The sequence below is a fragment of the Pseudomonas sp. SWRI92 genome (assembly GCF_014268685.1).
GTDB lineage: Bacteria > Pseudomonadota > Gammaproteobacteria > Pseudomonadales > Pseudomonadaceae > Aquipseudomonas > Aquipseudomonas marvdashtae.
The window spans coordinates 61,128-79,534 of record NZ_JABWQY010000021.1 but is presented as its reverse complement, the minus strand read 5'-3'; the positions used below and the strand labels follow the sequence as shown (position 1 = coordinate 79,534).

At 61.4% G+C, this 18,407-nt stretch carries 17 protein-coding genes; 1 reads left to right on the top strand and 16 read right to left on the bottom strand.

Annotated features, from left to right (window positions below):
- Positions 1-5 precede the first annotated feature (5 nt).
- From trpC to HU762_RS24170, 13 genes are all read right to left on the bottom strand, one after another.
- Positions 6-842, bottom strand: coding sequence for an indole-3-glycerol phosphate synthase TrpC (trpC, locus tag HU762_RS24230; RefSeq protein ID WP_186641195.1), 837 nt, complete (start codon positions 840-842; stop codon positions 6-8).
- Positions 839-1,888 carry an anthranilate phosphoribosyltransferase gene (gene trpD, locus HU762_RS24225; RefSeq protein ID WP_186641192.1) on the bottom strand — a complete coding sequence of 350 codons (1,050 nt, stop codon included), beginning with the start codon at positions 1,886-1,888 and terminating at the stop codon, positions 839-841. The genes trpC and trpD overlap by 4 nt, the downstream gene beginning before the upstream one ends.
- 9 nt (positions 1,889-1,897) lie before the next feature.
- Positions 1,898-2,491 carry an aminodeoxychorismate/anthranilate synthase component II gene (locus HU762_RS24220; protein WP_186614350.1) on the bottom strand — a complete coding sequence of 198 codons (594 nt, stop codon included), beginning with the start codon at positions 2,489-2,491 and terminating at the stop codon, positions 1,898-1,900.
- A gap of 86 nt (positions 2,492-2,577) precedes the next feature.
- A complete protein-coding gene (gene trpE / locus HU762_RS24215; protein ID WP_186641191.1) occupies positions 2,578-4,059 on the bottom strand; it encodes an anthranilate synthase component I in 1,482 nt (493 codons plus the stop codon).
- A 71-nt stretch (positions 4,060-4,130) separates the two neighbouring features.
- Positions 4,131-4,949, bottom strand: a complete 819-nt coding sequence (locus tag HU762_RS24210; RefSeq protein ID WP_186641189.1) for a phosphoglycolate phosphatase — start codon at positions 4,947-4,949, stop codon at positions 4,131-4,133.
- Complete coding sequence (gene rpe / locus HU762_RS24205) at positions 4,946-5,620, bottom strand: ribulose-phosphate 3-epimerase (protein ID WP_186641186.1); 675 nt, start codon at positions 5,618-5,620, stop codon at positions 4,946-4,948. Before rpe ends, HU762_RS24210 begins: the two co-directional genes overlap by 4 nt.
- A 78-nt stretch (positions 5,621-5,698) precedes the next feature.
- On the bottom strand, positions 5,699-6,847 hold the full coding sequence (locus HU762_RS24200) for an iron-containing alcohol dehydrogenase (RefSeq protein WP_186641184.1): 1,149 nt from the start codon (positions 6,845-6,847) through the stop codon (positions 5,699-5,701).
- A gap of 132 nt (positions 6,848-6,979) precedes the next feature.
- A complete protein-coding gene (locus HU762_RS24195) occupies positions 6,980-7,804 on the bottom strand; it encodes an ABC transporter permease (RefSeq protein ID WP_186641182.1) in 825 nt (274 codons plus the stop codon).
- Between the two features lie 12 nt (positions 7,805-7,816).
- Positions 7,817-9,064: an ABC transporter permease gene (locus HU762_RS24190; protein WP_186614339.1), complete on the bottom strand. Its 1,248-nt coding sequence runs from the start codon at positions 9,062-9,064 to the stop codon at positions 7,817-7,819.
- Between the two features lie 194 nt (positions 9,065-9,258).
- The gene (locus HU762_RS24185) at positions 9,259-10,302 is read right to left on the bottom strand and encodes an ABC transporter substrate-binding protein (RefSeq protein WP_123343838.1); all 1,044 of its coding nucleotides are present in this window, start codon (positions 10,300-10,302) and stop codon (positions 9,259-9,261) included.
- A gap of 49 nt (positions 10,303-10,351) precedes the next feature.
- On the bottom strand, positions 10,352-11,476 hold the full coding sequence (locus HU762_RS24180; protein WP_186614335.1) for an ABC transporter ATP-binding protein: 1,125 nt from the start codon (positions 11,474-11,476) through the stop codon (positions 10,352-10,354).
- Between the two features lie 257 nt (positions 11,477-11,733).
- Complete coding sequence (locus HU762_RS24175) at positions 11,734-12,363, bottom strand: response regulator transcription factor (protein WP_186641180.1); 630 nt, start codon at positions 12,361-12,363, stop codon at positions 11,734-11,736.
- A gap of 69 nt (positions 12,364-12,432) precedes the next feature.
- Positions 12,433-14,829 carry a sensor histidine kinase gene (locus HU762_RS24170; RefSeq protein WP_186641177.1) on the bottom strand — a complete coding sequence of 799 codons (2,397 nt, stop codon included), beginning with the start codon at positions 14,827-14,829 and terminating at the stop codon, positions 12,433-12,435.
- A 74-nt stretch (positions 14,830-14,903) separates the two neighbouring features.
- On the opposite strand from HU762_RS24170, the gene HU762_RS24165 reads away from it, so the two are divergent.
- The gene (locus HU762_RS24165) at positions 14,904-15,899 is read left to right on the top strand and encodes an alpha/beta hydrolase family protein (protein ID WP_186641176.1); all 996 of its coding nucleotides are present in this window, start codon (positions 14,904-14,906) and stop codon (positions 15,897-15,899) included.
- A 24-nt stretch (positions 15,900-15,923) separates the two neighbouring features.
- On the opposite strand, the gene HU762_RS24160 is transcribed toward HU762_RS24165, so the two are convergent.
- The 3 genes from HU762_RS24160 to HU762_RS24150 are packed head-to-tail and all read right to left on the bottom strand — an operon-like array spanning position 15,924 to position 18,386.
- Entirely contained in the window at positions 15,924-16,691 is a 768-nt protein-coding gene (locus tag HU762_RS24160; RefSeq protein ID WP_186641174.1) for a TerB family tellurite resistance protein, read from the bottom strand.
- A 1-nt stretch (position 16,692) separates the two neighbouring features.
- Positions 16,693-17,364, bottom strand: coding sequence for an N-acetylmuramate alpha-1-phosphate uridylyltransferase MurU (gene murU, locus HU762_RS24155; protein ID WP_186641173.1), 672 nt, complete (start codon positions 17,362-17,364; stop codon positions 16,693-16,695).
- Entirely contained in the window at positions 17,361-18,386 is a 1,026-nt protein-coding gene (locus HU762_RS24150; protein ID WP_186641172.1) for a phosphotransferase, read from the bottom strand. Before HU762_RS24150 ends, murU begins: the two co-directional genes overlap by 4 nt.
- Positions 18,387-18,407 lie beyond the last annotated feature (21 nt).

Genomic DNA, 18,407 nt, shown 5'->3' with positions numbered 1-18,407 from the left:
AAGAATCAGTCCAACGTCGAACCGCTCACCGGAACGCCGCGCTCGGGGAAAAACAAACGCTGCAACTCCATGCCCGGGCTTTCAGCCCGCATGAACGCTTCACCTACCAGGAAGGCGTATACGTCGCTGACTTCCATCAGCTCGACATCGGCCCGGTTGAGAATGCCGCTCTCGGTGATGACCAACCGATCCCGCGGAATCCGTGGCAACAAGTCCAGGGTAGTTTCCAGGCTGACTTCAAACGTGTGCAGGTTACGGTTGTTCACGCCGACCAGCTTGGTATCCAGGACTTTCAGCGCCCGCTCCAATTCGTCTCCGTCGTGGACCTCCACCAACACATCCAGGCCAACGTCCTTGGCGACTGCCGCCAACTCGGCCATTTTTACATCGTCCAGGGCGGAAACGATCAACAGCACGCAGTCGGCACCCAGGGCTCGGGCTTCAACGATCTGGTAAGGATCGACCATGAAATCCTTGCGGATCACCGGCAGTTTGCACGCCGCCCGCGCCTGCTTGAGGTAGTCGTCGGCGCCTTGGAAGAAATCGACGTCTGTCAGCACCGAAAGGCAGGTCGCACCGCCCTTCTCGTAGCTCTTGGCGATGTCGGCCGGGACGAAGTGCTCCCGAATCACACCTTTGCTGGGAGAGGCCTTCTTGATTTCGGCAATGACTGCTGGCTGCTTTTTCTTCGCCTGGTCAATCAACGCCTGGGCAAAGCCACGAGGCGCATCGGCTGAACGCGCGAGATTTTCCAACTCGGCCAGGCTGAGCCGCGCACGGCGCTCGGCCACTTCCTCGGCCTTTCGAGCCAGGATTTTTTCCAGAACTGTTGGCACGCTCATCCTTCATTCTCCATTTTGAATACGGCGGTAAACGCGCCTAATTCTTCCAGTTTTTCTCTGGCCAGGCCGGTGTGCAGGGCGTCATGAGCGAGCTCCACACCTTGCTTGAGACTGCTGGCATGATCGGCGGCGTATAACGCGGCACCCGCGTTGAGCACGATCATTTCCGCAGCCTTCTGGCCATTTTCGGTTTTGCGACGCCCCAGGGCATCGCGGATCAATTCCAGCGACTGGGCCGGCCCGTCTACCGCGAGCCCGTGCAGGCTCTGGCTCTTCATGCCCAGGTCTTCGGGTTCGACCCAATATTCAGTGATCTGATCATTTTTCAGCTCCGCCACGAAGGTGGGAGCCGCGAGGCTGAATTCATCCAACCCGTCCTTGGAATGAACCACCAGCACATGCTTGCTGCCCAGGCGCTGCAGGACCTCGGCCAACGGCCGGCACAATGCCTGGCTGAACACACCGACCACTTGATGCTTCACACCGGCCGGATTCGTAAGCGGACCGAGCATGTTGAACAGCGTGCGCAGGCCCAGGTCACGGCGGGGTGCCGCGGCATGTTTCATCGCGCTGTGGTGGGTCTGGGCAAACATGAAGCCGATGCCGACATTGTCGATACAACGCGCCACCTGGACCGGTGTCAGGTTCAGGTAGACTCCGGCGGCCTCCAGCAGATCGGCACTGCCGCTCTTGCCCGAAACCGCACGATTGCCATGCTTGGCGACCGTACAGCCAGCCGCCGCGACGACAAACGCCGAGGCTGTGGAAACGTTGAAGATGTTGGCGCCATCGCCGCCGGTCCCCACGACATCCACCACGCCATCCAGGGTCTTGAGTTCGACCTTGTCCGCCAACTCTCGCATGGTCGTGACCGCACCGACGATTTCATCGATGCTCTCGCTCTTCATGCGCATGGCCATCATGAACGCGCCTATCTGCGCATCCGTGCACTGGCCCGTCATGATTTCACGCATCACGTCGCGCATTTCTTCGGTGCTCAGGTCGAGCTGGCCGACGATACGGTTAAGGGCTGCCTTGATATCCATGAAAAGTCCTTAGCGCGTGCCGCCGGTTTGTTTGAGGAAGTTGGCGAACAGCTCGTGGCCCTGTTCAGTGAGGATAGACTCAGGGTGAAATTGCACACCTTCAATATTTAACGTCTTGTGTCGCAGTCCCATGATCTCGTCCACCGAGCCATCTTCGAGCTGGGTCCAGGCGGTCGGCTCCAGACAATCGGGCAGAGTATCGCGCTTGACGATCAGCGAGTGATAGCGGGTAACCGTAAGCGGGTGATTCAGGCCCTCGAACACGCCCTTGTCTTCATGGAACACCGGGCTGGTCTTGCCATGCATCACTTGCCGGGCGCGCACGACATCGCCACCAAAGGCCTGGCCGATCGATTGATGGCCCAGGCAGACGCCGAGAATCGGCAGCTTACCGGCAAAATATTTGATCGCTTCGATGGAAATGCCCGCCTCTGTCGGCGTGCATGGGCCCGGCGAAACCACGATACGCTCGGGCTTGAGGGCCTCGATTTCGGCGATGGTCAGCTCGTCGTTGCGCACCACCTTGACCTCGGCACCGAGCTCGCCAAGGTATTGCACAACGTTGTAGGTAAAAGAGTCGTAGTTATCGATCATCAGCAACATGGCGTAGCAACCTTTGGATTCACTGACTTTAAATACGGCCTTCGGAGCAAAAGGGCTCCTGGCCACTCAGGTTGTTGTGGAGGACTTCAGTCGCCTGAAGTCTGCTCCGCCAACGCCACGGCGCGGAACATAGCCCGACGCTTGTTCAGGGTTTCTTCCCACTCCAGTGCCGGCACCGAGTCGGCAACAATGCCACCGCCGGCCTGAACGTGCAGTTCACCGTTCTTGATCACTGCGGTACGGATGGCAATGGCCGTGTCCATGTTGCCATTCCAGGCAAAGTAACCCACGGCACCGCCGTACACGCCACGCTTGACCGGTTCCAGTTCATCGATGATTTCCATCGCGCGGATTTTCGGCGCACCGGACAAGGTGCCCGCCGGCAGGATCGCTCGCAGCGCGTCCATCGCGGTCAACCCGGCCTTTAGCTGGCCGGTGACGTTGGAGACGATGTGCATCACGTTGGAGTAGCGTTCGATGACCATTTTCTCGGTGAGCTTCACCGATCCCACTTCGGAAACCCGTCCGGTGTCGTTGCGCCCCAGATCGATCAACATCAGGTGCTCGGCGATTTCCTTGTCGTCCGAGAGCAGGTCTTCTTCCAATGCCCGATCGGCTTCTTCCGTAGCGCCACGAGGACGCGTGCCGGCAATCGGCCGCACGGTGATCAGGTTGTCTTCGACCCGCACCAGCACCTCGGGTGAACTGCCCACGACATGGAAGTCGCCGAAGTTGAAGAAGTACATGTAGGGCGTTGGATTGAAACAGCGCAGCGCGCGATAGAGATCGATCGGCGCGGCCTTGAAGTCGATGGACATCCGTTGCGACGGCACAACCTGCATGCAGTCGCCGGCGAGGATGTATTCCTTGATGGTATCGACGGCCCGTTCGTAATCGTCCTGGGTGAAACTGGAACGGAATACCGGGTCGGCCGCCGACTGCTTGCTGAAGTCCAGGCCGGGACGTGGCGTGATCGGCTGACGGAGTTTTTCCAGGAGTGCCTGCAGGCTTTTCTGACCTTGCTCGTAGGCATCTTCCTGGGACGGATCGGCCAGGACGATCGCGTGCATCTTGCCAGCTAGGTTATCGAAGACCACGACCGCATCGGAGACCATCAGCAGAATGTCCGGCACGCCCAGCGGATCGGGATTCGGACAGCTGCCCAGGCGTTTTTCCACGTAGCGCACGCAGTCGTAGCCGAAATACCCCACCAGGCCACCGTTGAAGCGCGGCAGGCCGGCGATGCTCGGCACGTTGTAGCGGGCCTTGAAGGATTCGACGAACGCCAGCGGGTCGTCGACCTCGAGGCTTTCGATTTCGACACCGTCGCAGGTCACGCTGATGCGATGGTCATGGACTCGCAGTACCGTACGGCACGGCAAACCGATGATGGAATAACGGCCCCACTTTTCGCCGCCCTGTACCGATTCGAGCAGGTAGGAGTTGGGCTGGTCGGCCAGCTTGAGGTAGATCGACAGCGGCGTGTCGAAGTCGGCCAGGGTTTCGCAGGCGAGCGGGATGCGGTTGTAGCCGGCAGCGGCTAGACGCAGGAATTCTTCGCGGATCATGGGGGTGCCTCGTGGCAAGAGGAGCTGACAGTCAGGTATGCAAACGCGCCGGATAACCGGCCAGGATCACGTCAGGCGCGCCAACGCCAGCGGGCCAGGGCCTTGATGACTTTCATCCAGAGTTTGCGAGTGACCACCACGATGGCGTTTCCAGAAGAGGATTGAACAGCGTCGGGCAACGTTATCTCAGCCGCCGGGTCCAGGCAACCGGGAATTAACAGTCGTAAATCATCGATCACCAATGACGGAAACTCTTCGGCAATCGGCCGGCCATGGTTATAGCCGTAGCTCAGCGCCACGCACTTGACCCCCGCCGCTTTCGCCGCCAGCACGTCACTGCGCGAGTCGCCGACAAACAACGATTGGGACGCCGGGATATTGGCCATTTTCATCACGAAGAACAGCGCGGCCGGATCGGGCTTTTTTTGCGGCAGGGTGTCTCCGCCGATGATCCAGCGGAAATACCGTCCAATTTTCATCTGGTCCAACAGCGGCGCAACGAAACGCTCCGGCTTATTGGTGATCAGCGCCATCTCCACGCCTTGCTTGTGCAGCCACTTGAGCGTGGAGCGCACGCCGGGGTAGACCACGGTCAATTCGTGATGGCCTTCATAGGCTTCGTTGAACAGCTCCAGCGCCCGCTCGGCCTGCGCATCATCGACGCCCTGGGCATCAATGTGATTGGCCAGGGCCCGGCGCACCAGCATCGGCGCGCCATTGCCAACCCACTGGCGCACCGCGTCGATGCCGGCGGGCGGGCGTCCGAGCTTGAGCAGCATGGCGTCCACGGCAGCCGCGAGGTCCGGGACCGAGTCCACCAGCGTGCCGTCGAGGTCGAACATCACCAGGCGTGGCAGGCTGCCGGGAAACAGCTGCTCGAAGCCGCTCATGGGCGCGCCAGGGCCAGTTCGGCGCGCATCTTCTCGATCACCTCTTTGTAATCCGGTGCGTTGAAGATGGCCGAACCGGCGACAAAGGTATCGGCGCCGGCCGCAGCGATTTCGCGGATGTTGCTCACGTTCACGCCGCCATCGATTTCCAGGCGGATGTCACGGCCCGAGGCATCGATCAGCGCCCGCGCCTCGCGCAGCTTGTCGAGCGTGCCGGGGATGAACTTCTGCCCGCCGAAGCCGGGGTTGACGCTCATCAGCAGGACCATGTCGACCTTGTCCATCACGTACTTGAGCACGTCCAAGGGCGTTGCCGGGTTGAACACCAGGCCCGCCTTGCAACCGCCTTCGCGGATCAGTTGCAAGGAGCGGTCGACGTGCAGGGTGGCTTCCGGGTGGAAGGTGATGTAGGTGGCGCCCGCTTCGATGAAGTCGCCGACGATGCGATCCACCGGGCTGACCATCAGGTGCGCGTCGATCGGCGCGGTGACGCCGTATTTGCGCAACGCCGCGCAAACCATCGGGCCGATGGTCAGGTTGGGTACGTAGTGATTGTCCATGACATCGAAATGCACGATGTCGGCGCCGGCGGCCAGAACGTTGTCCACTTCTTCACCCAGGCGGGCGAAGTCGGCGGAGAGAATCGACGGAGCAATAGCGAAGGGCTGCATGACGCACCTGTTTTGAGCGAAATCACGATGGCGCGCATTGTATACCTCAAGATTTGGCGCGCCCACCGTGACACACGATCAATACGCCGCGCGGTAGATCTTCTCGATATCGCCCACGCTCAGTTGGCGTGGGTTGTTGCGCATCAACCGCTCGATCCCCGCCGCTTCCGCCGCCATGGAGGGAATCACCTCCTCGGTCACGCCGAAACCGCTCAGGCCTCGAGGTATCTCGACAGCGGCGCACAGTGCCGTCATGGCTTCCACGGCTTCATCGGCGGCTTCGAGGTCACTCAGGTGCGCAGTCTTGATGCCCATGGCTTCGGCGATGTCGCGCATGCGTTCGACGCAGGCCATTTTGTTCCACGCCATGACATAAGGCAGCAGCAGCGCATTGGCGACGCCGTGGGAGACATGAAAGCGCCCACCCAGCGGATAGGCCAGCGCGTGCACGGCACCGACCCCGGCATTACCGAACGCCATGCCGGCCATCAGGCTGGCGGTGGCCATGTCTTCACGGGCTTGCAGGTGAGAAGGATTGGCGTAGGCCTTGGGCAACGCGCGGGTGATCAGCTTGATCGCGCCGATGGCCAGGGCATCGGTGATCGGCGAGGCATTCAACGACAGATAGGACTCGATGGCGTGCACCAGCGCGTCGACGCCACTGGCGGCTGTCACGCTGCGCGGGCAAGTGAGGGTCATCTGCGGGCTGACCAGCGCCACGTCCGGCAACAGAAAATCGCTGACGATGCCCTTTTTCAGCTGCGCGACCTTGTCGGAGAGGATCGCCACGTTGGTGACTTCCGAACCGGTGCCGGCCGTGGTAGGGATGGCAATCAATGGCGGGCCCTTGCGCGGCACCTGATCGACGCCGAACAGGTCTTGCAGCTCGCCGTGATAACCGGCGTAGGCGGCCACGCTCTTGGCGATGTCGATGGCACTGCCGCCCCCCAGGCCGATCAGTCCATCATGGCCGCCGTCGCGGTAGGCCTGCATGCAGTCTTCGACGATGGCAATTTCCGGGTCTGGCATGACCCGGTCGAAAATTTCATAGGCGCGCCCGCCCAAGTGCTGCAGGGCCAACTCCACGGTGCCGGACTTGACCAGGGCGGCGTCCGTGACAATCAGCGGATTGTCGACATCCAGGCGTGTCAGTTCCGCCGCCAGTTGCTCGATGGCAGCGGCCCCGGTGATCAGTTTGTGGGCGATCTTGAATGAGGAAAGACTCATGTGCGCGGCCTCTTGTTCGAGTATGGGCTGGCACAAGGATAGCTCGGTCTGGCGGGTTGTCTGCTATTCAGCTCGTGAATGCGCTGACTCACGCCCAGGAGCGAGCGAGCTCACTCCTGGAGTCGTGTGACGTTACACCTGGGCCGTGCGCAGCTTCTCGCTACGCCCACGCAACCACTCAAGCGTGAGCAACAGGACCACCGAAAATGCAATCAGCAGCGTCGCCGCAGCGGCAATGGTGGGGCTGAGGTTCTCGCGGATGCCGCTGAACATCTGCCGTGGCAACGTGGCCTGCTCGGGGCCGGCCAAGAACAGGGTCACGACCACTTCATCGAACGACGTGGCGAAGGCGAACAGCGCTCCCGAGATCACGCCCGGAGCGATCAACGGCAAGGTCACCCGACGGAACGCGGTCAACGGCGACGCCCCCAGGCTGGCAGCGGCCCGGACCAGATTGTGGTTGAACCCCTGCAAGGTCGCCGAGACGGTGATGATGACGAAGGGAACGCCCAACACCGCATGCACCACGATCAGCGAGAAGAAGCTGTTGCCCATCCCCAGCGGTGCAAAAAACAAATAGCTGGCCACGCCGATGATGACCACCGGTACCACCATGGGCGAAATCACCAGGGCCATGACCAGCGCCTTGCCTGGGAAATCGCCACGGGTCAGGCCGATGGCCGCCAGCGTGCCGAAGATCATCGCCAGCACGGTCGCCGCCGGGGCAACGATGATGCTGTTCTTCAATGCGCGCATCCATTCGGCCGAGGCAAAGAAGTCGTGGTACCACTGCAACGAAAAGCCCTGGAGCGGGTAGACCAGAAAGCTGCCGGAGTTGAACGACAACGGAATGATCACCAGCACCGGCAGGATCAGGAACAGCAGGACCAGCCCGCAGAGTATGCGCAAGCTGTAGAACCACACCCGTTCGACGGGGGACATGTAAGGACTCAGCATTTCGATCTCCCCTTAGCTCAGGCGCAGGCGACTGGCGCCCACCAGCCAGCTGTAAATCAGATAAAGCACGATGGTTGCGAGCAATAGCAGCCCGCCGAGCGCCGTGGCCATGCCCCAGTTGATGCTGGTGTTGGTATAGAACGCGACGAAGTAGCTGACCATCTGATCGTTCGGGCTACCCAGCAATGCCGGCGTGATGTAGTAGCCGATGGCAAGGATGAAGACCAACAGACACCCGGCGCCGACGCCGGCATACGTCTGCGGGAAGTAGACCCGCCAGAAACTCGCGAACGGGTGGCAGCCCAGGGAAATCGCCGCGCGCATATAGGTGGGCGAGATGCCCTTCATCACGCTGTAGATCGGCAAGATCATGAACGGCAACAGAATGTGGACCATGGAGATGTAGACCCCGACGCGATTGAATACCAGCTCCAGGGGTTTATCGATGATGCCCATGGCCATCAGGCCGCTGTTGATCAAGCCGCCTGATTGCAGCAATACGATCCACGCTGCGACGCGCACCAGGATCGAGGTCCAGAATGGCAACAGCACCAGGATCATCAGCAGGTTGCTCTGGCGCGACGGCAGATTCGCCAACAGGTAGGCCAATGGATAGGCCAGGACCAGGCAGATCGCGGTGATCACCAGGCCCATCCAGAAGGTGCGGGTGAAAATATCCAGGTAAATCGCCTGGTCAGGAGTGGCCGGGGCCAGTTCGCCGAGGTCGTCGATACGGTGATCGACAGCCGCCAGCAGGTAATATGGGGTCACCTCGCTGGTGTTGCGGCGGATCACTTGCCAATACGCCGGATCGCCCCAGCGCTCGTCGAGGCCTTCCAGCGCCTCTTTATAAGAGACAGGCTCGGTGGCGAATGGCAGCGCCCGGGCTGTCTTGGTCAGCAGGCTGCGATAGCCGGCCAGTTCCATGTTCAGTCGCTTGGACAAATCGCCCAAGGTTTGATTCTTGCGGGCTTCGGCCAGGTCTTCACTGGCAGCCTTGTACACCGGCTCGCCCGGCAATCCGCGTCCGTCCCATGCAGAAACGGCAGCCACGGTGCGCGGCATGGCGCCGACCACTTCCGGGTTGCTGACGCTTTTGAACAGCAGAGCGACGATCGGCACCAGGAACACCAGCAACAGGAATAGAACCAGCGGCGCGATCAAGGCCTGGGCCTTCCAGCGGTTGACCCGCTCGGCACGTTTGAGCCGCTGTTTCAGGGTGGGGCTGGTGCCTTCGTTCAGTGGAACGGCGATGGCCATGGCGAACTCCGCAAATCTTTTTTATCGTTACAGCGGCGGCGAGCCGCCTCTGTTCTTTTAAAACGCTGGCCTTTGAGCCGATCGTTCCCACGTAGAGCGTGGGAATGCATCCAATGACGCTCTGCGTCACAAAGGACGCGGAGCGTCCTGGGCGGCATTACCACGCGGAGCGTGGGAACGATCTCTGCCAGCGGTTACTTCGCCGCCCAGGAATTGAAGCGCTGCTCCAGTTGCTCGCCGTTGTCAGCCCAGAAGCTGACGTCGATCTGCACCTGGTTGGCGATGTTTTCCGGGGTGGTCGGCATGTCTTTCAAGACATCCTTGGCCAGCAGCGGAACTGCCTGGGTGTTGGCCGGGCCGTAGGCGATGTTTTCCGAGTAGGTCTTCTGCTGCTGCGGAGCCACCGAGAACGCGATGAATTTCTTCGCCGCTTCGGCGCGGGTCTTGTCCAGGCCACGCGGGATGGCCCAGGCATCGAAGTCGTAGATGCCGCCGTTCCACACCACTTTCAGATTGCTTTCTTTTTGTACCGCAGCGATACGGCCGTTGTAGGCCGAGCTCATGACCACGTCACCGGAAGCGAGATATTGCGGCGGCTGGGCGCCGGCTTCCCACCACTGAATGCTCGGTTTGAGTTCGTCGAGTTTCTTGAAGGCGCGATCCTGGCCATCCTTGCCGGCCAGCACTTTGTAGACATCTTTCGGCGCCACGCCGTCGGCCATCAGGGCGAATTCGAGGGTGTATTTGGCGCCCTTGCGCAGGCCGCGCTTGCCTGGGAATTGCTTGGTGTCCCAGAAATCCGCCCAACTGGTTGGCGCGGTTTTCAGTTTGTCGGCGTTATAGGCCAATACCGTCGACCACACGAAGAAACCGACGCCGCAAGGCTGGATCGCGCCTTTGACGTAGTCTTCGGCCTTGCCGAACAAGGCTGGATCGAGTTGCTCGAACATGTCTTCGTCGCAACCACGGGACAATTCCGGCGATTCGACTTCAACCAGGTCCCAGGAGACGCTCTTGGTATCGACCATGGCCTTGACCTTGGCCATTTCGCCGTTGTACTCGCCCGCCACGATCTTGCCATTGCCGGCCGCTTCCCACGGTGCGTAGAAGGCTTTGACCTGAGCCGCCTTGTTCGCCCCGCCGAAAGACACCACGGTCAGGTCCGGGCCCGCCGCCATCGCGCTTGCCGCACCCATCATGCCCAGTGTCAGGGCTGTGAACTTCAGGGATCTCAACATTTATTGTTCTCTCCACGTGCAGGGTTGGTGTTGGTACAGCAGGGGGCGATCAATTCGCCTCTAGAAGGGGATCGAGCGCGCGGACGTGCTCGACCTGCCAGCCAAGCGGAACCACGTCGCCGACGGCGAGCCCGGGATCGAGCTCGGCGATCGGTTGTTTCACGAAGAAGTCCTGCTTGCCGCAGACCTCCAGGCGAACCCGGACGTGGTCGCCCAGATAGATGAATTCCGCCACCCTCCCTGAGAAGCGGTTGACGCATTGTTCGCTTGCGCTGTTGAGGCTTATCCGTTCCGGACGGATCGACAGGGTGACCGGCTCGCCGGGCTTGCCGACATTGACCGCCAAGGCCTCGACCTTCTCGCCGCGTCCCAGCTCCACCAGACAACGATCGCCGGTTTGACTGTGCAGGCGCCCATTGAGGCGGTTGTTCTCACCGATGAAGTTGGCCACGAAAGTGTTCTTCGGCTCTTCATAGAGCGTGCGTGGCGGGGCGATCTGCTGGATCTCTCCTTGGTGGAACACGGCCACGCGATCAGACATGGTGAGGGCTTCGCCCTGGTCGTGGGTCACGTAGACCACGGTCACGCCAAGGCGCTGGTGCAGGTGCTTGATCTCCATTTGCATGTGTTCGCGCAACTGTTTATCCAACGCGCCGAGGGGTTCGTCCATCAGCACCAGCTGCGGTTCGAACACCAGCGCCCGGGCCAGGGCCACCCGCTGTTGCTGGCCGCCGGACAACTGCGCGGGATAACGCTGGGCGAAGGTGTCCAGTTGGACCATGCTCAGGACGCGCTTTACGCGATCACCAACGTCGCTCTTGTTCAGGCCGCGCACGGTCAGCGGGAACGCCAGGTTTTCGGAGACCGTCATGTGCGGGAACAAAGCGTAGTTCTGGAACACCATGCCGATGTCGCGCTTGTGCGGCGGCACGTTGTTGATGGAGCGCCCGGCCAACAGGATTTCCCCGGCAGTCGGGGTCTCGAACCCGGCGAGCATCATCAGGCTGGTGGTCTTGCCGGAGCCGGATGGCCCGAGCAAGGTCAGGAATTCACCTTTGCGAATATCCAGGTTGAGGTCCTTGACGATCAGGTTCTCGCCATCGTAGCTCTTCTGCACACCACGAAAGCTGACCAGCACATCACTGGCCCCCGCGCTTGAATCAACCTGGCTCATACCCGCACCTTTTGTATTGATGACTGCTTGTGAGTCAAGCCTAGTGGAGCCGAGCCCCTACGCAAATCGGGCCGCAGGAGAGAATCGCCTCAGCCGGATGGAAGCGTCGGGGTAGGGATTGCCCTACACGGATGGCGGGATTGGATAAATGCAGTGGCGAGTTTCAAGCGCCAAGCTGCAAGCAGGGGCGAACGCGCGGTTGGGGCGTGTCGTAAATGGATATGCCGGCACATCTTCCTCTGGGATCAACGCCTGCGTTAAAGCAACTTGTGCTCCATCGCGTATTTCACCAACTCGGCCAGTGAAGTGATGTTGAGCTTTTGCATCAGCCGCGCCTTATGGGTACTGATGGTCTTGCTGCTCAGGGCCAGTTGCTGGGCAATTTCGTTGACGTTGGCGCCTTGGGCCAAGCGTTCGAAGACCGAGAATTCGCGCTCCGACAACAGCGAGTGCAACGGCCGCGCGTCAGTCAGGCCCACCTCGAAGACCATACGGTCGGCCAGGTCCGGATCGATATATCGACCGCCGGCCGCGACCTTGCGAATCGCCATCAACAACAAAGCCGGATCGCTGTCCTTGGTGGCGTAGCCAGCGGCGCCGACCTTAAGCGCGCGAGCGGCCATCTGCGCCTCGTCATGCATCGACAACACCAAAATCGCGGGCGGATTATTCAACGCACGAATCCGCGGGATCGCCTCCAGGCCGTTGACGCCGGGCATCGAAATATCCAGCAGCACCACTTCGCAGGGCACGTGTCGCAGGGTCTCAAGTAATTGCTCGCCATTGCTGGCCTCCCCGACGACAACCAGATCCTTGGCCAGGCCGATCAGCTGCTTGATGCCCTCACGGACGATGGTGTGGTCTTCGGCTACCAGTACACGGATCACAGTGTTCTCCAGATTCAGGATTTCGTCGCGAACGGGTTCGCAATGGCTACTTTACGCTCGGCAAGCCCATCAGGCCCCATGCAATGGCACCCGCACCGCGAGGGTCGTCCCCTCCCCCGGCTCGCTTTCCAACGACAACTGTCCGCCCATGATCAATACGCGCTCGCGCATGCCGACCAGGCCAAAGGACGTCGGCCGGTCTGCGCAAGCAATAAATCCTACACCGTCATCGCTTACCGTCAGGCACAACTGGTCGCCTTGCTGCTCCAGCGTCACCTCCACGGTATGCGCCTGGGCATGGCGCATGACATTGGTCAGTGCCTCCTGGAGGATCCGGAACAGGCCGATGGCCTTGGCGTCGCTCAGGGGCGGCAGGTTGTCCGGCACCTGCACCAGGCACGGAATCTGCGTGCGCGCCTCGAAACGCCGAGCCTGCCATTCGATGGCCGAGGCGATACCGGCGTCCAGAATCGGCGGGCGCAACGCAGTCGCCACGTCCCGTACCAATTGGAACAACTGGGCGATCAGGCGCTTCATGCTGTTGAGCCGTTCCTGCAGGCCAGGATCCAGTTGGGCGTAGGCCAGCTCGCACATGGAGGTTTCCAGTTTCAGCACCGTCAGCATTTGTCCCAGCTCGTCATGGACTTCGCGAGCTATGCGGGCCTTTTCCTCTTCCCGAACGCTTTCCAGGTGTGCCGATAGCTCGCGCAATTGTTCCCGGGAACTGGCCAGCTCCAGTTCGATGCGCTTGCTTTCAGTGATGTCCCAGACGATGCCGTCCCAGACGTAGGCGCCATCTTCCAGGCGACGCGTGATTGCCTTGATCTCGGCCCAACGCTCCTGGCCTTCACGGGTCAGGATACGACCTTGCCACGACCAGTCACTGTCACTGTCCAGCGCCAGGTCCTGGGTGCGGTGATAATTGGCCTTGTCCTGCGGGTGCACCAGGCTGCGCAACCCGGTGTCGCTGCGGGCCAGGGTGGCGGGGGAATAACCCACCAGGCTTTCGCTACCTTCGCTGATGTAGGCAAAGTCGATCAGGCCGGTAACCGGCGCCCGCTCCAGGCGAAAGACCAGGCCTGGGACGTTGGCGGCAATGCCCTGCAACCGCGCCTCGCTTTCGCGCAGCGCCGCCAGTGCGCGACGGCGCTCGGTCACATCATTGAGGTAGACCACCAAGTACTCGGCGTCGCGAAAACGCAGGAAACTCAAGGAAACGTCGGCCGGCAGGATGCTGCCATCGGCGCGCACGCACTCGGTCTCGAAACTCGGCGGCCCGTCTTCGCTGGCCCGAGCGCGCTTCCACAGGTTCAGCCAACGGTCCATGTGCAGGCCCGGCTCGAAGTCGATCAACGGCCGGTCGATGATCGCACCCGGCGCATAGCCCAGCATGGTTTCGGCTGCGCGGTTGGCGTAGCGCACGTGGCTGTCCCAGTTGACCCACAGAATGCCGACGGTGCTTTGATCGATGGAAAATTGCGTCAGGCGCAAGGCCTCTTCGCTGGCGGTGCGCTGGACGATATCCTCCCGCGCGGCACGCAGGCGGCGTTCCAAGCCTCGTTGCTGGCGGCGCTGCCAGAACCCAATGGCCACGCTGCTCAGTAGCAGGGCCAGCAGCAACAGGGTCAGGTTCTGCCAGAAGCCCGGGGTCTCGGTCAGGCGCGGGTATTTCGGTTTTAGCCAGCGGCTGTGCAATTGCTCCAGATCCTTGGCCGGAATGGCCTGCAGGGTAGCGTCGACAATCCCGGCCAGCTCCGGCCAGTCTCGACGCGTGGCCACACGGAGCAACTGCGGCACGCCGATGTCGCCCACCACCACCAGTTCGGCGAATTCGGGCTCGACCATCAGCCGCCCCAGCTGCGCCTCATCGACCACTGCGTATCGAGTCTGCTGGGTCAGCAGCAATTGCAAGGCCTCCCGCTCCATCGGCACGCCCTGGAGGTTGAGCATCGGGAAGTTGCTGCGCAGATAGTCTGCCGTGGCACTGGGCATGCGCACGGCAACGCGGGCCTGAGGATCAAGCTTTTCCAGCTCCACGCCCTCGGCGCCTTTCTGCGCACCGACGATCAATTGCGGCACGCGCATATAAGGGTCGGAGAACTGCCAAAGCCTGAGCCCGACCGGGGTCTGGGTCAGGCCTGGGGCGATATCCACTTCGCCGTCGCGCACCGCGGCTTCCAGTTGCGTCACGTCTTGAAAATTGCGCCAGGTCAGTTCGACATCCAGGGCCTTGCCCAACCACTGCATCAATTCGACATTGGTACCGGATAGACGCTGCAGGCGCCGGTCGTATTGCGCGTAGGGCGCCTGCAACACCAGGCCGACCCGCAGCTGTGGATGCTGCGTCAACCATTGGCGCTGCTCAGCACTCAATTGCACGCCGTGGGTCTGCGGCGCGGGGGCAGCCCACGCCATCAAGGGAAGCCATAAACAGCCGATAACCCACAGGCAGCAAAAACGCATCATCGAAGTCTCACGCACTGACAAATACTGACCAACCCATTAGGCTGCCGGAAATACTTCTGGTCATGGAATATCCGATGCCCTCTGTTTATCGCCTGGCATTGCCAGCATTGTGCCTGTCGTTGATCCTGCCGAGTGCATTTTCTGTACAGGCTGGCGAACCAGCGCCCGCCGCGGCGGAACAATCCACCGAGGCGAAACCGGTCGAACGCCAACCCTTGCTCGAGCGTAGCCAGGAAGAAGCGCTGGCGCTTGCACGAACAGTCCCGCCGCAGGAACAACAGCAGCTACAAACCGGCAGCGATGCTTTTCTCGCCCTGTGGAAACCCGCCAACACCAGCGACCCCAAGGGCGCCGTCATCATCATCCCAGGCGCCGGCGAAACCGCGGACTGGCCTCAGGCAATCGGCCCGTTGCGCAAAAAACTGCCCGACGCCGAGTGGAGCAGTCTGACTATCACACTGCCGGACCTGCAAAGCGACGTCATCGCCCCCCGCACGGTAGAAGCTTCGCCGCAGACCAAGCCGGCCGACGTGGTTGCCGCCGCGCCGGACGCCACCACCGCAGCGCCAATCGAGCAAGTTGCAGGAGGCGAAGCCGACGCGGCAGACCCGGCCGTCGCCGAAATCGGTGAAGAACATGCAGGCGCCGACGCCGAGCGTATTTTCGCGCGCATCGATGCGGCATTGGCCTACGCCGAACAACAGAGCTCGCGCCGTATTGTGCTGCTGGGCCACGGTACCGGGGCCTATTGGGCAGCCCGCTACCTTAGCGAAAAGCAGCCGGCGCAAATCGAACGCTTCGTGATGGTTGCGGCCCAGACACCCGTCGCCACCAAACCCGGCCTGGCTGAACTGACGCCAACCCTGAAGTTGGCGACCGCCGATATCTTCTATATGGACAAGCCGCTGGACCGCAACGCGGCGCTGGAACGCTTGCAGGCGAGCAAGCGGTTGAAGGGGGCAAACTTCAGCCAGGTCGCCCTCAAGGCCTTGCCGAACCCGTCGGCGGAGCAGGAGCAGCTGTTTCGCCGGGTTCGGGGTTGGTTGAATCCGCAAAGTCCAGGGGAATAAGGGCTGATTCTCGCGCCGCAGAGGCTAACGGAAATCCCGCCGTTCGCGAATCAACCGATAGGCATTGTGCAATTCCCTGGTCCTGTCGGTCGCTTCACGCACCTGCAACGGAGTCGCCCCGCTGCCGGCGATCTTGTCCGGGTGATGGCGACTGAGCAGGCGACGGTAAGCCCGCTTGATTTGCGAGGGTTCGCTGGTGGCGCAAACCCCGAGCAACCGCAGCGCTTGCTGATAGGTCACGCCGCTGCTGGGCTGAGACAATCTCTGCGGTTCGTAATCCATGGCCAGCGCCTGGACCTGCTGCGGCGTCCAGCCCAGCCACTTGCCCCACCGGGCAAGCAACTCGCGCTCATTGGCGCCTGCTCGGCCATCGGCCCAGACCATCCGCCAGCAAGCCCTTAGCACGCCCTCTGCCGCGTGGGGCTGAGTGGCGAGGCGACGCAGATAACCGCGCAAACGATCATTCTCCGACTTGCCTCGGTTGAACGCCGCAATGGCGCGACGTTGCGCCGGCTCGCTCAGGTCAAGCGCGCGCATTTCCTGGCGAGCCTGCTGGATGTGCCCATCGACGACCCGTCCGTCGCTCTTCGCCAGACGACCCAACAATACAAATAATAATTCATCGTTACGCAACGCCGGGCGCCCGCCCAGGCGTTCACGCAGTTGCGCCCAGCTGTGCAGGTCCAAGCGCCGATCCAGCGCCTGGCCCAACAACGCGCCGAGCATGGCCCCCGGGATGCTGGCTATGGCAAAGCCCGCTCCCGCTCCGATCAGAGTCCCTGGCCACCACATATCAACGGCTCGCTTCTATCAATGTTTCAACCTGCATCAAACGTTCGTGGGTTCCGACATCTATCCAATGCCCTTCCAGGCGCTCGCCACTGACCTGCCCTTGCGCGATGGCGTTGCGCAGCAACGGCGCCAGCTTGAACGCGCCGTCCACGCAACCGTCGAACAACCGTGGATGCAACACAGCGATGCCGCTATAGGTCAGTTTGTCGGCAGCCGACGCCCCTTCATGAACCGTTCCATCGGCCAGAACGAAATCGCCACCGGGGTGATGCGCAGGATTGGCCACCAACACCAGGTGAGCCAAGCCGTCGAGCGGCCGGCGCAAGGCGCTGAAATCGAAATCGGTCCATATGTCGCCATTGACCACCAGGAACGCTTCATCGCCCAGCAACCCAAGCGCACGGAAAATTCCGCCACCGGTCTCCAACGGCTCGCCTTCCGGGGAATACGTTATGCGCAGGCCAAACCGCGAACCATCCCCAAGATGGTCTTGGATTTGTTGGCCGAGCCAGGCGTGATTGATCACGATCTCGCTGAACCCGGCGGCGGCCAGCGCCCGCAGGTGATATTCAATCAAGGGGATGCCGGCGACGCGGATCAGCGGCTTGGGCGTGGTCAGCGTCAAGGGGCGCATGCGCTCGCCCTTGCCCGCCGCCAGGATCATCGCCTTCATGCGGTCGCTCCATTCGATTGCCGCAGACTGCCAAGCAACTCATCGAGCGGCGCCAGTTCCGGGCGACGAGCGATGACCGCTTCTATATAAGCAAAAAAGCGCGGCACATCCCCCAGGTAACGCGGCTTGCCATCACGATGACAGATGCGTGCGAAGATCCCGATAACCTTCAGATGGCGCTGCACACCCATCAAATCGCTGGCTCGCAAGAAATCCTCGAGATCCGGCTGGACGGGAATGCCGAGGGCGCCGGCCTGCTGCCAGTAATCCTCCAGCCAGCCGCGCACGCGCTCTTCGGGCCAACTGAGGAAGGCGTCCTTGAACAGGCAGGTCACGTCGTAGGTCACCGGACCATAGACCGCATCCTGGAAATCCAGCACGCCAGGATTCGGTTCACTGAGCATCAGGTTGCGCGGCATGTAGTCGCGGTGCACCAGCACTTTGGGCTGGGCCAGGGCGCTGTCGATCAGCAGATCACTGGCCTGTTGCCAAAGCTGTTGCTGGGCTCCATCGAACTCGATGCCCAGCTCGCGCTTGACGTACCACTCAGGGAACAGTTCCAGCTCGCGACGCAGCAACGCAACGTCATAGCTGGGCAACGGGGCCACCTTCGGCAGTTGCTGAAAAGCCAGCAAGGCTTGCAGGGCATCACGGAATAAATCGTCGGCATTTTCGTCGCTGATTACATCCAGATAGGTCTGGTTGCCCAAGTCATTGAGCAAAAGAAAACCGCGCTCAAGGTCCTCGGCATAAATTTTTGGCACGTTGATGCCGGATTTTGCCAGCAAAAAAGCGATATCCACGAAGGGTTTGCAGTTTTCCTGGGGCGGTGGCGCATCCATGACGATCAAACTGCGCCCCTCGCCTTCCCAGCGGAAATACCGCCGGAAACTCGCGTCACTACTGGCGGCGGTCAACGTGGCCGGGGGTACGGCGCCCCAGCCCTGTTGATTGAAAAGGATCGGCAGCTGTTCATCGAGCCAAACTTTCAGGTGTTGCAAGCGTACATCTTGGTCGGGCATTACAAGGGTCTCCGACGGCGC

Excerpts from the sequence above, each read along its gene's own strand:
- trpC (WP_186641195.1), bottom strand. The coding sequence starts at position 842 with ATGAGCGTGCCAACAGTTCTGGAAAAAATCCTGGCTCGAAAGGCCGAG.
- trpD (WP_186641192.1), bottom strand. The coding sequence starts at position 1,888 with ATGGATATCAAGGCAGCCCTTAACCGTATCGTCGGCCAGCTCGACCTG.
- HU762_RS24220 (WP_186614350.1), bottom strand. The coding sequence starts at position 2,491 with ATGTTGCTGATGATCGATAACTACGACTCTTTTACCTACAACGTTGTG.
- trpE (WP_186641191.1), bottom strand. The coding sequence starts at position 4,059 with ATGATCCGCGAAGAATTCCTGCGTCTAGCCGCTGCCGGCTACAACCGC.
- HU762_RS24210 (WP_186641189.1), bottom strand. The coding sequence starts at position 4,949 with ATGAGCGGCTTCGAGCAGCTGTTTCCCGGCAGCCTGCCACGCCTGGTG.
- rpe (WP_186641186.1), bottom strand. The coding sequence starts at position 5,620 with ATGCAGCCCTTCGCTATTGCTCCGTCGATTCTCTCCGCCGACTTCGCC.
- HU762_RS24200 (WP_186641184.1), bottom strand. The coding sequence starts at position 6,847 with ATGAGTCTTTCCTCATTCAAGATCGCCCACAAACTGATCACCGGGGCC.
- HU762_RS24195 (WP_186641182.1), bottom strand. The coding sequence starts at position 7,804 with ATGCTGAGTCCTTACATGTCCCCCGTCGAACGGGTGTGGTTCTACAGC.
- HU762_RS24190 (WP_186614339.1), bottom strand. The coding sequence starts at position 9,064 with ATGGCCATCGCCGTTCCACTGAACGAAGGCACCAGCCCCACCCTGAAA.
- HU762_RS24185 (WP_123343838.1), bottom strand. The coding sequence starts at position 10,302 with ATGTTGAGATCCCTGAAGTTCACAGCCCTGACACTGGGCATGATGGGT.
- HU762_RS24180 (WP_186614335.1), bottom strand. The coding sequence starts at position 11,476 with ATGAGCCAGGTTGATTCAAGCGCGGGGGCCAGTGATGTGCTGGTCAGC.
- HU762_RS24170 (WP_186641177.1), bottom strand. The coding sequence starts at position 14,829 with ATGATGCGTTTTTGCTGCCTGTGGGTTATCGGCTGTTTATGGCTTCCC.
- HU762_RS24165 (WP_186641176.1), top strand. The coding sequence starts at position 14,904 with ATGCCCTCTGTTTATCGCCTGGCATTGCCAGCATTGTGCCTGTCGTTG.
- HU762_RS24160 (WP_186641174.1), bottom strand. The coding sequence starts at position 16,691 with ATGTGGTGGCCAGGGACTCTGATCGGAGCGGGAGCGGGCTTTGCCATA.
- murU (WP_186641173.1), bottom strand. The coding sequence starts at position 17,364 with ATGAAGGCGATGATCCTGGCGGCGGGCAAGGGCGAGCGCATGCGCCCC.
- HU762_RS24150 (WP_186641172.1), bottom strand. The coding sequence starts at position 18,386 with ATGCCCGACCAAGATGTACGCTTGCAACACCTGAAAGTTTGGCTCGAT.